10 protein-coding genes are annotated in these 12,347 nt (G+C 58.5%); 4 read left to right on the plus strand and 6 right to left on the minus strand.

Translation table 11 applies throughout. The features are described 5' to 3' along the window. Nucleotides 1-149 precede the first annotated feature (149 nt). Entirely contained in the window at nucleotides 150-1,148 is a 999-nt protein-coding gene (locus tag QA640_RS34245; protein WP_283037211.1) for a glycosyltransferase family 2 protein, read from the plus strand. Here the strand turns inward: QA640_RS34245 and QA640_RS34250 are convergent. Beyond that, on the minus strand, nucleotides 1,137-2,333 hold the full coding sequence (locus tag QA640_RS34250; RefSeq protein WP_283037212.1) for a glycosyltransferase: 1,197 nt from the start codon (nucleotides 2,331-2,333) through the stop codon (nucleotides 1,137-1,139). The genes QA640_RS34245 and QA640_RS34250 overlap by 12 nt on opposite strands. A 108-nt stretch (nucleotides 2,334-2,441) precedes the next feature. On the opposite strand from QA640_RS34250, the gene QA640_RS34255 reads away from it, so the two are divergent. Then, nucleotides 2,442-3,491, plus strand: coding sequence for a glycosyltransferase (locus QA640_RS34255; protein WP_283037213.1), 1,050 nt, complete (start codon nucleotides 2,442-2,444; stop codon nucleotides 3,489-3,491). 52 nt (nucleotides 3,492-3,543) lie between these two features. Here QA640_RS34255 and QA640_RS34260 read toward each other — a convergent pair whose 3' ends face one another. Next, nucleotides 3,544-4,362 (minus strand): glycosyltransferase family 25 protein, encoded by an 819-nt coding sequence (locus tag QA640_RS34260; RefSeq protein ID WP_283037214.1) that lies wholly within the window; start codon nucleotides 4,360-4,362, stop codon nucleotides 3,544-3,546. 260 nt (nucleotides 4,363-4,622) lie between these two features. On the opposite strand from QA640_RS34260, the gene QA640_RS34265 reads away from it, so the two are divergent. Further along, on the plus strand, nucleotides 4,623-6,263 hold the full coding sequence (locus QA640_RS34265; protein ID WP_283037215.1) for a putative Ig domain-containing protein: 1,641 nt from the start codon (nucleotides 4,623-4,625) through the stop codon (nucleotides 6,261-6,263). 10 nt (nucleotides 6,264-6,273) lie between these two features. Here the strand turns inward: QA640_RS34265 and QA640_RS34270 are convergent, their stop codons facing one another. Next, the gene (locus tag QA640_RS34270; protein WP_283037216.1) at nucleotides 6,274-7,329 is read right to left on the minus strand and encodes a polysaccharide pyruvyl transferase family protein; all 1,056 of its coding nucleotides are present in this window, start codon (nucleotides 7,327-7,329) and stop codon (nucleotides 6,274-6,276) included. A 502-nt stretch (nucleotides 7,330-7,831) separates the two neighbouring features. Between QA640_RS34270 and QA640_RS34275 the strand changes: the two genes are divergently transcribed. Next, nucleotides 7,832-8,632 carry a hypothetical protein gene (locus QA640_RS34275; RefSeq protein WP_283037217.1) on the plus strand — a complete coding sequence of 267 codons (801 nt, stop codon included), beginning with the start codon at nucleotides 7,832-7,834 and terminating at the stop codon, nucleotides 8,630-8,632. Between the two features lie 90 nt (nucleotides 8,633-8,722). Here the strand turns inward: QA640_RS34275 and QA640_RS34280 are convergent, their stop codons facing one another. From QA640_RS34280 to QA640_RS34290, 3 genes are all read right to left on the minus strand, one after another. Next, nucleotides 8,723-9,679, minus strand: coding sequence for a GDP-L-fucose synthase (locus QA640_RS34280; protein ID WP_283037218.1), 957 nt, complete (start codon nucleotides 9,677-9,679; stop codon nucleotides 8,723-8,725). A gap of 90 nt (nucleotides 9,680-9,769) precedes the next feature. Then, a complete protein-coding gene (locus QA640_RS34285) occupies nucleotides 9,770-11,296 on the minus strand; it encodes a lipopolysaccharide biosynthesis protein (RefSeq protein WP_283037219.1) in 1,527 nt (508 codons plus the stop codon). Nucleotides 11,297-11,309: 13 nt separating this feature from the next. Beyond that, nucleotides 11,310-12,299, minus strand: coding sequence for a glycosyltransferase family 61 protein (locus QA640_RS34290; RefSeq protein ID WP_283037220.1), 990 nt, complete (start codon nucleotides 12,297-12,299; stop codon nucleotides 11,310-11,312). Nucleotides 12,300-12,347 lie beyond the last annotated feature (48 nt).

The raw sequence follows: 12,347 nt of genomic DNA on the forward strand, positions 1-12,347 counted from the left end.
AAGAGACCAAGTCAAGAGGCCACGAGTTGGCCATTCTTTTGGCTGACCGTCGAGTCGTCCCTTGGCGTGCATCATGGAACGAACATTCCCCGCGCCCGCCGACGGATTGAGCAAACATTGAGCAAGCAACGGCAAGTGTCGGCTAAACCGTGTCCAGAAAAGCCCTGATCGTCATACCAGTATTGAACGAGGCTTCCCATATCGAGTCCGTTGTCCGCAACCTGGCTCGGGATAGTCTCCGCGAGGATCGCACGATCGTGGTCGCGGATGGCGGCAGCACCGATGGGACGCCTGACATTGTCCGCTTGCTCGCCAAAGAAATCGGGGGCGTCCATTTGTTGCACAATCCCCAGCGATTGCAGAGCGCCGGCGTCAATCTGGCCGTACGGGCCTATGGTGCTGAGGCACAGGTCCTGGTGCGGTGCGACGCCCATTGCGGATATCCGGCGGATTATGTTTCGAGCCTCCTCAAGACCTTGGACGAGCGCCAGGCGGACTCGGTCGTGGTCCCTATGGACTCGCGTGGTGACAGCTGCCTGCAGAGGGCCGTCGCCTGGGTCTCGGACACAAAGGTCGGTTCGGGCGGATCGGCACATCGCGGCGGAAAGCAAAGCGGCTTTGTCGACCACGGACATCATGCGGCCATGACCATCGATTCGTTCCGCAGGGCCGGCGGTTACGATGAAACCTTCACTCACAATGAAGATGCAGAGTTTGACTGCAGACTACGCGCAATGGGCGGCCGGATATTTCTGGATTCGGACATCCGCCTTTCATATCGACCGCGGTCGGGTTTTCTGAGCCTGGCGAGGCAATACTTCAACTACGGTCGCGGTCGATCGAGAACCGTGAGACGGCATCCCGGATCGTTGCGACTGCGCCAGTTCCTGGTACCCACTCATGTTGCACTGACGATTTGCGCCATCGTGCTGTCTCCGGTGGCACCGGTGCTGTTGACGTTGCCGGCGGCCTATCTGGCGATATTGGCGCTGACCGCAATGAAGATCGTCGCAAAGCATCGCTCGTTCTGCGGGCTGCTCGCGCTGCCGGCCGCTGTCGTGATGCACTTCGCGTGGGCGCTTGGCTTTTTCTGGGGCATCCTGTCGATCCGCCAGACAACCTGGCAGATGACCCCTTCAGTTTCGTAGATCCTGCAGAACCTGTACGCTGGCCGGCGGCTTCACACGCCGGCCCGCCTTCGCATAGGCGGCCTCGGTCAGGCGGGCAATCGAGGTCCACGTCGGCACGGCGTCGCGCAGATCCAGCATCGCTTGCCCCTTGGCGTTTCGATAATCGGAGTCGCAAATCAGTCGCTCGAGCGACCGGGACAATGCCGCCGGATCATCTGGAGGAACGAGCGTCCCCTCTGCCTGATCGCTCAGCCATTCCGAAAACGTTCCAAGGTTCGACGCCACAATCGGACGTCCCGCCGCAATCGCCAGCATCAGCACGCCCGACGCATCGATATCCCGATACGGAAAAGCCAGGATGTCAGCGCGCGCGACCAGCGAGGTCACTTCATCTTCCGGAACGAATCGCAGGTCGAATTCGACATGGTCTTCGAGCTGCAGGTCCTTCACCATCGCAAATAGCGGCTCCATCGGCATTTCCGGCCAGCCCACGACCTTCACCACGCAATGCGCCCTGACCTCTCGGGGAAGCAGCGCAAGCGCGTGAAGCATGACGTCGACGCCCTTGTAGGGCTTAATCTTGCCGAACAGCAGTATTTGAAAGCGACCGTCCGCGGCCGAAGGCTCGTCGGCCGGTCGGGCGATATGATCCGTCAGCAATCCGTGCGCGATAACTGAAATTTTCTCGTCCGGAATACCAACGCGCAGCAGGCGATCGCGTGCAACAGTCGTGTGAACGATAAGATGGTCGAAGCAATGCAGAATCCTGAACGCGCCAATTCGTTGTATCCGCGAGCTCGGATTGTTATTGAACGGATTCGAGTCATGAACGGTCAGCACAGTTGGTGCGACCCTTCTGAACTTGGGAATGAACTGGCTGTCAACGATCGCCAGCGGTGCCCACTGGAAATGGATCACATCGGGCGGCGTTCTCCTGAAGCGCCTGATCAACCGTGTCATTGATTCAGCGTGGCTGAGGCCCTTCAGTCCGAGCTGCACGTTGCGCGGAAGTTTCTTGAAAAAGCGCGACTGCAATCCTGGATAAAAATGCCGATCCAGAAACAAGTCTTCATCGACGGAAGGCTTCTGCCCATGCTGGCGCCCGACAATGCTGGCTGCATGCCCAATATCGGTCAATCCTTTGGCTAATTTGAGATCGTACGGCCAGGTAAACAGAGACGGATCGATCAGAGCGATTTTCATGCGATTGCCTCACCAACCATGCGTTGCGAACCTTGAATTACTTCTGGCCCATCAAGGCATGGATTGATAGCCTCTCCTGACACCTGCGAATTTCGTGAGCGACACACGTTGAAGATCAGCATCGTCATAACAGTCTACAATTATGAACGGTATGTCGGATTGGCAATCGACAGCGCGTTGAATCAGACGCGTCCAGCAAATGAAATCGTTGTCGTTGATGACGGCTCGATCGACGGTTCCCGCCGGATTATCGCCGGCTATGGTGACAGGATTCGAGCCATATTTCAGGCAAATCAAGGCAACATCGCAGCATTCGAGGTCGGGTACCGCGAAGCGACGGGCGATGTGCTGCTATTCCTCGATGCGGACGATATCCTGCTGCCGACGGCGGTGGAAAACGTCGCTGCGCATTGGCGCGAGGGCGTCTCGAAAGTTCAATTCAATCTGGAAATCATCGATGGCGCGGGCAGGCGACTTGGGCGCTCGTTTTGTGCGTTTCCCAAATCCTACACGCCAGACGACGTGCGCACAGAATTCGTCCAGTCGGGAACGTATATCTGGCCAGTCATGTCGGGAAATGCGTATTCCAGGGAGTTTCTTCGCCAAGTCGTCCCTCTCAATCCGCCAGTCGGATACGATGGTGCCCTCAACACGATCGCGCCTCTCTATGGGAACGTGGTCACGGTGCAGGCAACCTTGGGGCAATATCGGCTTCACGGCAGAAATATCAGTCGGAATGACGCGAGGGGCCGCGCGCAGCGCTTTCCCGATTTCCGCAGGCAGATCGGGTTTCGCGTTGCCGAGTTCGACATCCTGAAGGCGCATTGCGACAGGAAGTCGATGCACGTGCAAGCTACGAGGCCAATCGATAACGAGATCGTCTTTGTCAACTATCGCCTCGCGTCGCGTAAATTGGGACTGGGGTATGTCGGACAGGACGCGGACACGTCAGGTTCACTTCTGCGCCGTGGGATATGGCTAGCCGCGACCAGCACGACAGGATGGAGCACCGCAGCGTCTCATATCGTCTGGTTCACTGCGTTATTCTTGAGCCCTTCCTGGCTTGCATATCGGCTGATCATGCTCCGGTTCAACAGGGCAGAACTCCTCAAGCCGCTCCTGAGGTTCGGCAGCGTCATCCGGCGCAAGCACGCCTGAGTGCGCGACGGCGCAAAGGCGCCCCTCCTCGTCGCACGCCTCCAGGCGTCAATTACACGCTTTTGATCCTGCGAATTGTCTCGGGCATTTGCCCGTGAAGACTGGTTGCGCCGGCAAGGCGGGCGCGAATCCGTTTGTCGGACTGGCGAAGACGAATATTTTCCGACAAGCGCAGAACATATTCCTTTGATTTCCACGCAAACCATACCGCTCTGTCGATCGCCGTCGGCGCGCGGACAGACTCTGCCGCCTTTGCAATCGACGACGGCAACGCCAGTTCAAGGCACGGGAAAGGAAACAGGGCATAGTTGTAGAGGCCATTTGCCCAAAACCGGTCCATCTCCCAGTCGACTGGCCGATGGATCGTCGTCACGCTGTCGATGAATCGACGCGCAGCGCGGCTGGAGATCAGATACGCCTGCGTTCCCATTGGCGCGCGCTCAAACCGCACCAACTCCCGCTGATCCAGCCAGGCGACGTGCTTGCATGGCGCCATGTGTCGCCCATACAGCCGGAGATAGCCGATCTCGGCAGCCTTGCAGATATCCGGGAGCGATCGAAAGCTGAATCCATCGTCGAGAACGACATCGTCTTCCATCACGAGAGCCCAGGACTCGTTCGCGTCTGACGCCGCCAATTGCGCCAGGATGCTCATATGGCTCGCAGCGCAGCCGATCTCGGCTCGAGAAAGGCCCCTGCCCCAAAAGCGGATGGCCAGCGCTTCGTCATATTGTGGGAGCCCCTCGGCGGGCACACGCAAGGCATCAAAGAAGGTCCACGGAATACCAAGCGCATCCAGGTTTGCACCCGCACGCTCGCGGCGATGGGAACCAGCCAAGCTGATCGCCACAATTCTGAGATTGCCGCTCATTGGATAGTCAGTCCGGCGCTGTTGCTTGGAACCATATTGCACATGAACTCGAAACGATTAACGCGAACCTGTCTCTGTTGACAAGGACGAGGCACCCGCTGGGATCTGCCTTGCTGTCGGCCATGTTTTCACATTCCTATTCCCTCAGCACGGCGAATTCCACGGCTACACGCCAAACCGGTCCGCAATCGGGCGCTTGGCGCAACGGTCTCAAGCCAAGAGAGGCACGGATGCCATCAAAGCGTCGAACCAACGGCCCCATGGCATTACTGTTCGCCGCATCGTTGGTTATCGGTGGCTCGGCACTTTATATGGGCGTGAGCCGTGAAGGTCTGCGGCAATGGCTGCAATCCATCCAACCCTTGAGGCGAAGCGCCGAGGTGGTCGGTGGTGCCGTCGTCGGCCAGAATGGCAGTGGGCTTTATGCGGGCTATACGCTGTCCTGGGGTGATGATTTTGACAGACTCGACATTGTTGGCCCAGCAAATCCTCGCGGCAAGTTCTTCCCGACTGGCGCCTATCATCCGGGCATCCGCGGCAATACCACGTCGCTAGGGACAGCCTTCGATGCCGACCCGCTGACGACAGGCTATAAAGACGGCAACCGCGGCGTCGCGGTTGGTTTCGACAACATGTCGGTTTCCCGCTCGGTGCTTCGGCTCGGAGCGCGCAAGGCAACAGCGCACGAGCAGGCGTTCCTTACGCCGACAGACCGGTCCATCAACGGAGGCGACCGCCCACACCTCTCCGCGATGATCCATACCGCGGGGGCATTTGCATACTATCCGACCACCAACGCCGTGATCATCGAGATTCGTGCCAGGCTCAGCTCCAGGCTTACAAATCCGGCCGGCTTTCATCCGTCATTCTGGACCTACTCAGTCACCCCTGTGCTCAATCCGACCGGCAATGAGTGGGATCTTGAGTGCAACTCCCAAGGCATGCACTTCAGCAACATCGTCCACACCTCGGGGACAATCTCGACCGACAACAGCGCCGGACCATTCAACTACATGGACGACACGTTCCATGTCTTCAGCTTTGTCTTTCGAAACGGAGGGAACACCCAGCTGTATGTCGACGGCGCGCTTCGAGCCCAGTTCGTCGGTGTGGACTCCAATACCAAGAATATGCCCTCATTTGTGCTGCTGACGTCACACATATTCAACAATACGTTCGCGGGCGAAGCGTATCACGCCGAGGCGTGGGCTGGCTCGGCAGCCGGGGCCTATCTCGATGTCGACTGGATCCGCGGCTGGCGGACAACAGGCGTTACGCATTGGAGGCCGCTGGTTTCGGTTGCAGACCTTAATGTCGACTATGGCGGCAACGGCAAGGTTGTGCTGCCGAGCGCCAAAGCCCTCTGGGGTGATGCGAGCGTTACGGAATTCGTCCAGGTCGTGCCCTATGAAAGCTCCGAACCGGGCATGACGGAGCAGACGACGTTTACGCAATTTCCGGTGGGAATTTCGTACGACCCGGCGTCGCGCACGATCAAGGCGGACTTCACCACCGGCAGGGGCAATGCCGGGCGGTCTCACGTCGTCGTCTATGGCTACAAGGCCGACGGCTCGACGATGGAGCCTTTGCGATTCTCCATCAACCGCGGCCCACGAGTGACGACAGGTGCCCTTTCAGCCACCGCGGGCGACGATTACCGCCACGATATCTACGCTGAGTGCGACGTCGGCGTCATGATGCCGAAGGTGCTGTCCGTCAAAGGACTGCCGCAGGGTCTCTCTTTTGACAGTTCCACCGGACTCATCACCGGCGCGGCAACGGCAACAGGGGTCAGCAACCTGACAATCTCCTGCACAAACAACGCAGGCCAGACGGCAACGAGGACGGCCACGTTAACCGTAGACGCGCATGATGCGGCGAGCCGCCTGGACGGAAGATGATGACCGACCGTCATCCTTGATCCGACGGTGACGGACCGCTTTTGCCGATTTTCAGAAAGCTTGCGACGGCTTCGTCCACACTCGTGCTCAATGGCCGGCTCAACTTTTCGAAAGGCCTGCTCCAGGCATCGACAAACGTACTGATCTTTCCATAGTTGTTGTCAAGGACCGAGTGCGGCACGTTCAACAACACGCAAAAGATGTGCGTGTGAAGCCGGTCCGTGATCACATAGGCCGACGATCCAACTTGCTCCATTCCGCGAGCCACACGGCTCGACGCCAAAAGGTGAAACCACCGAATACGCGTATCGAGCCCGGACGGCATCCTGCCCTTGAACGGAAGAAGGGACGTCTCAAGCACCGCCCTGAGAAACAACCACTTCGCCAAGCCTCGCCGTTCCGTGAGCCAGTCCTCCACGACTGCAAAGCTCGGAAGCGGACGAGAGCGCTCCTGCTCCACCTTCTCGTGATCGGTTCGAAGCAGCAGCAACAATTTCCTCGTTATTTCCGCTCGCGAGCTCTGCGCCCCCAGGCAGAACGCCATGTCCGGACAGAGATCGACGGGCGCCGTGAATTCCTTTCTCGCGACGTTCAGACTTTGGGCGTCGCGGACCAAAATCCGGAACTTTTTGTGGGAGTTGATGATTTCCGCGGCCCGCTTGAGGCTTGCCTTCGAGGAGAAGTGAATGGTTTGCGGCAACTGGATGATCCGGCGATCCGGAAACTCCGATAGAAGCCTCAGCCGAAACTCCTGATGACTTGGCCACAGGTCACCGAAATTGCCGCCGCCATGGATCAGGATAGGTCCGACAGGAACGGCTCTCTCAAACTCCTCCCTTGCGAAGGTGTCGTAGGTGCACACGTAGGACGGGCCTCTGCCGAGCTTCCTCTGCAGATAGGTCTCCTCACCCAACCAAATGGCGCTGTCGCCCACGTTTGGATGGTTGGGGAAGTCGACCAGCGCAAAGTTTCCGGCGCCTTCCAGATGAGGCCCAATGATCTTGTCGATCTCGCCCTGCAATTCCGCAATGAGCGTACGAGAATCCTTTATGGGACCTTCGGCCATCGTCCTGAACTCTTCGGTACCCGTCGCATCACAGCATCGAACGGCTTCTGATGCATCGCCAACATTTCGCATTCGCCAAATCCACTTCCGCCACTGCAGCGAGATACGCGCTACGGTTGAGTGAACCACGGGTCAGCGCACCGCCCGCGAGAACGCCAGACCGTTTGCGCTGCCGAATTTCCCGCGTCAGATTCGATCTTTCGCGGTCCACCGACTTCCGCCTCTATCACGCTCTCGTGTCTCCCTCGAGGTCCCTCGCCGGCGCGGAAGCTGACCGGGCTCCAGAGCGCGGATAGGTCGCCTTAGCAGCCAAAGGCAAGTCTCGGCAACGCTGCCGATTACCGACAACACCGCACATATTCATGACAAAAATCGACTCTAACGAAGTCTTAAGGCAGGCAAATGTGTTCATCGCAACGAACATGGGCAAAGGCCCTACCAGGAATGCCGCTTGTTGCAGCAAACCACACCCAGATGCGTTAGTGAGCCCGGAGTCGACCGCATGATTGGCTTGTTGAAGGACTACGTAAAGGCACGCCTGCTCGATAACGACGTTATGATATCCGGCGCGTCAAAGGAGGACGAGCTCCGGGAGTTCCTCCGGGACCTCTTCCCCGTGACGACGGACAAGAAATTGATTCGACTGGGCGGATCGGCCGATGGCGGCTATCTGGTTCCGGACGACCTGGATGGATGCGTCGGTTGCTTTTCCCCGGGCGTCTACAACGTCTCTGATTTCGAGCTCGGACTTTCCCAACGCGGCATCCCGTGTTTCCTCGCCGATTTCTCGGTGGATGCACCTGCGATCCAGAACGACCTGCTGGACTTCGAAAAAAAATTCCTCGGGAACGAAGACAACGGCAAGTTCATGACCTTAGAGAACTGGATGTCGAGAAAGGGCCCTCAGGCTGGCGACCTCATCCTCCAGATGGACATTGAAGGCGGCGAATACGAGGTTCTCATTGAAACGAGCTGGGAGTACCTGATGCGCTTCCGGATCATAGTCATTGAGTTCCATTCCTTGGACAGAATTCTCAATCCCATCGGTCTCAAACTGATCGGAGCCGTTTTCAAGAAGATTACCAAGCACTTCGACGTCGTACACATTCATCCGAACAATTACTTCAAACCCGTCGAATACAGGGGTTTCGAGATCCCGCCGATCATGGAATTCTCATTCTTGCGCAAGGATCGCGTTTCTCGCCGGACTCCGGCGAGGAGATTCCCTCACGATCTCGACAGGAGGAACGTCGCAAACAGGGATGACGTCGTGCTTCCGAAATGCTGGTTCGCTCCGGAATGATCACCACGTGGCGCGCCGATGTAGCCGGGCCAGCTGCCAACATCGGGCACGGATGTGCGGCCGTTGGCTCGCAGCGACGGGCCGCGTTCCCTACTCCGCCGTCCGCCGGCCTTCTTTGAGATATGCCTGATAGGCCAGCTTGAGCCCATCCTCGAGCGAGGTCTTGGCCCGCCAACCCAGTTTCATCAACCGGCTGACGTCGAGCAATTTGCGCGGGGTACCGTCGGGCCGCGAGGTGTCATAGCTGATCTCGCCGGAATAGCCGATGGTTCCCGCAACCATGCGGGCGAACTCGGCGATCGTGATGTCCTCGCCCGTGCCGATGTTCACGAGCTCGCCGCTCGAATAGCTCTTCATCAGGTGGACGCAGGCGTCCGCAAGATCGTCGACAAAGAGAAATTCGCGCCGTGGCGTGCCGGTGCCCCACACCACGACGTTCTTCGCCCCGGACATCTTGGCCTCATGGAAGCGGCGGATCAACGCCGCGACGACGTGGCTGTATTCGGGATCATAATTGTCGCCGCGGCCATAAAGATTGGTCGGCATCACGCTGATGAAGTCTGATCCGTACTGGCTGCGATAGGCCTCGATCATCTTGATGCCCGCGATCTTGGCGATCGCGTAGGGCTCGTTGGTCGGCTCCAGCGGGCCTGTAAGCATCGACTCTTCGCGCAGCGGTTGCGCCGCGAGTTTGGGATAGATACAGGAGGAGCCAAAGAACATCAGCTTCTCGCATCGATTGACGTGCGCGGCGTGAATGACGTTGGTCGCGATCGCCAGATTATCGTAGAGGAACTCGGCGCGCAGCGTATTGTTGGCGACGATGCCACCGACCTTGGCGGCAGCAAGGAACACCGCCTGCGGACGTCTTGCAGCGAACCATTCGTCGACGGCGGCCTGATCACGCAGGTCGACCTCGCTCCGCGACACCGTCAGCAGCTCTACGTTTTCCTTCACGAGCCGACGCGCCAGCGCGGAGCCAACCATCCCGCGATGGCCGGCGACGAAGACAGTCTTGCCGGCCAGGTCAAACGGAGCGCTTGCCATTGGCACCGTCCCGATCTGTGAGACCCGTAATAAGCGCAACGCGGCGCTTCGACCCTTCATTCATATATTGCTCACCCGACTCCGCGGTTGTCATTGACGATTCCCTAGTTTCCAAAGCCTGTCGGCGATTGCGCCGAGGATTCGCAGGATCTCGAGCTCGGGCCCGACCGGTGAGCCAGCAGCCCGCCATAATGCAAACAGTGACCCGACATAGGTAAGAGCGCTCACGAGAACAACAACGATCAAACGAACATAGACGTGGGACTCATGGCCAAAAGATGTGATGAAAGTCCAATTGGTCAGCAGACCGACAATGATCATCGTGCAGGTGGACAAAGCGGTCCGCAGATTCACGAGGAACTGCCGGGAGACGGAAGTGTCGATCAACTCGCGGACCAGGACCATGTTGTAGAGGACACCGCCGAGCGTAACCGCCACGCGAGCGACAAGCAGGCCAACTAACCCTCCTACCCACAAGCCCGCAACAATGACAGGCAACCTCACGATCAGGATCGCAACGTCGCGATGAAATAACTTGCGCGTCTGTCCAAGAGCCAAACCCAGGGGTTGGACGGTCGCACTGAGGGTATGCAACGCAATTGCACCACCGAGCAGCTGGATCACGATTGTCGCGCCTGCCCACGCCTCACCCAGCGCGAGCGGAACGAATTGATCGGCTACCAACGCGAAGCCGAACCCCGCCGGAAAGGCGATCGCACACAGCATTGATTGCGCCGACAGATAAGCACGTTGAAGCGCCGCTTTGTCGCCCCTCAGCCTCACGAATGCGGGAAACAGCGTCCCGGCGAGCGGGTTTGTTGCTTCTCGTGTCGGCGTGGCGGCCAGATCGCTGCCAAGCACATATCGACCCAGAGTAGGTTTTCCGAGAAAATATCCGATGATGATCTGATCGAATCGCCAGTTCAGCGTGCTGACCGCCTGTCCGAGCGATAGCCACACAGAGAACGACCATAGGGAGCGGCTGCCCCTTATCCGGAATTTTGGCCGGAACGGCTGGATCAGATAGGAGGCGACGACATCGACGAGGTTGGCGACGACGGCTCCGGCGATCAACGCCCAGTAACTCCTGAAACAAATGGCGATGCCGGAGGAAACAAGGATAGTTGCGAGCGCCCGGCTGGTACTCGTCACGAATTCCTGCCAGAAGACGAGTTGACGCTGCATCATTGCGAGCATCGGATTTCGAAGGCCGGTTATCACGATCGAACAGCTCAGGACGAGCAGGATCGGAATCAAACGGCCATCGCCGTAGGACAGTGACACCGGATAGGCAAGCGCCGACAGCAAGAGTGCGAGCAAGCAGGCGCGGGCCACGTTCAACGTCCACGCGGCGTGGAATTGATCTTCGCTTGGATCCTTGTGGTGAATGAGCGCCGATGTCAGGGACAGCTCGGTCATCGACGTCAAAATTGCAATGATGGCCGTCGCGACAGCAACCAGACCGAAATCTTCCGGCGTGAGCATTCTCGCCAATATGAGCGTATTGAGGAAGGCAAGACTGGCAACCACCACGCGGCTCACGCCGATCCAGGCAGCTCCGATGGCGATTGACCTTTTCGACAAAGGGAATCCCGCATGCGCACCAACATCGACCATTTTCAATGCTCGTTCATTGGCAGATGGTTTCCAGTGCGTGCTCGAAGATGTCCGGCGCAACCTCGAAATCGAATGGGCTCGGCCCAAATGCTCCCTGTGGGCGCGTTCCCTCGCTGTTTCCCACGATGTAAGAATATTCCGCGCCAGCGGATGTTGCGATCGTGTAGTAGTAGGGATGGACGTGGTCTGACGGTATCAGCTCCAGGACTTTCGTACCCGGCGAGCAGAATGCGAGATTTGTCAGGCCTGCTCCATGCGGGCCAACGACAATCGAGCATTCGGAAAAAAAGGTCGCCTCATCCTCAACGTCGTCGAAGTCGTAGATCTGGAAACCGAACTTCTTCAGCACAGGCATCAGCTCTTCTTCGTTGGCGACTTTCCTTTGGCCTTTGCGCGGAACGTATACGCGCCTGTCGTGACGAAGCGGCGACTTGGCTACCTGCGAGCGAAAGAAATCCGTAAGCCAAGGCGCATAGTTTCGTCGCAAGCCCGGAAACGAAGTGCCGATCACGAGATCCGCCTGGACGTCGCCCTGACCTGCCCACACACACTTGTGCATCGGAATTCCAAGCCGGTGGACGAGTTTGGCTGCTGTTCCGGGCATCGGTTTGGGCAGATAGACATGATCGACATCATCGAGCGACAGGCCACTTTTCTGAAAGAGTGCCAGGCGTCCCAGGCAATCGAGCAGGAAGTGCCCATAGTTCCCCCCGGCAAAGTCACTCGCCAGCGAGAGACAGGTGCCGCTCAGCGGCAGCGGCGTCCCGTAGGCAATCGATCGCGGATGGCGTGAGAACGACGATCCGTACCAGGTGCTCTCGTAGAGCAGCGATCCGTCCTCCGTCACGAGCCATCCGTCGGGCCCGAGGATGCGGGCGTTGCTCATGCTGAGAACGCCCAGCTCGGGCATTCTATTGTCAACGCTTTCACCGAACCCTGCGTCGCGACCTCCAAATCGAGCCGGCGCCTTCCGCACCAGCACCTCTTCCTCGACAGCCATCATCCATGCGTGCGGATGTTCACTCCGCCAGGTGCGATGATCGCAAAGCCG

This window comes from Bradyrhizobium sp. CB82 (assembly GCF_029714405.1).
In the GTDB taxonomy this organism is placed as follows: domain Bacteria; phylum Pseudomonadota; class Alphaproteobacteria; order Rhizobiales; family Xanthobacteraceae; genus Bradyrhizobium.

Coding starts and splice junctions, on each gene's coding strand:
- QA640_RS34270 (WP_283037216.1), bottom strand. CDS start 7,329: ATGGCCGAAGGTCCCATAAAGGATTCTCGTACGCTCATTGCGGAATTG.
- QA640_RS34260 (WP_283037214.1), bottom strand. CDS start 4,362: ATGAGCGGCAATCTCAGAATTGTGGCGATCAGCTTGGCTGGTTCCCAT.
- QA640_RS34285 (WP_283037219.1), bottom strand. CDS start 11,296: ATGGTCGATGTTGGTGCGCATGCGGGATTCCCTTTGTCGAAAAGGTCA.
- QA640_RS34290 (WP_283037220.1), bottom strand. CDS start 12,299: ATGATGGCTGTCGAGGAAGAGGTGCTGGTGCGGAAGGCGCCGGCTCGA.
- QA640_RS34280 (WP_283037218.1), bottom strand. CDS start 9,679: ATGGCAAGCGCTCCGTTTGACCTGGCCGGCAAGACTGTCTTCGTCGCC.
- QA640_RS34275 (WP_283037217.1), top strand. CDS start 7,832: ATGATTGGCTTGTTGAAGGACTACGTAAAGGCACGCCTGCTCGATAAC.
- QA640_RS34265 (WP_283037215.1), top strand. CDS start 4,623: ATGGCATTACTGTTCGCCGCATCGTTGGTTATCGGTGGCTCGGCACTT.
- QA640_RS34250 (WP_283037212.1), bottom strand. CDS start 2,333: ATGAAAATCGCTCTGATCGATCCGTCTCTGTTTACCTGGCCGTACGAT.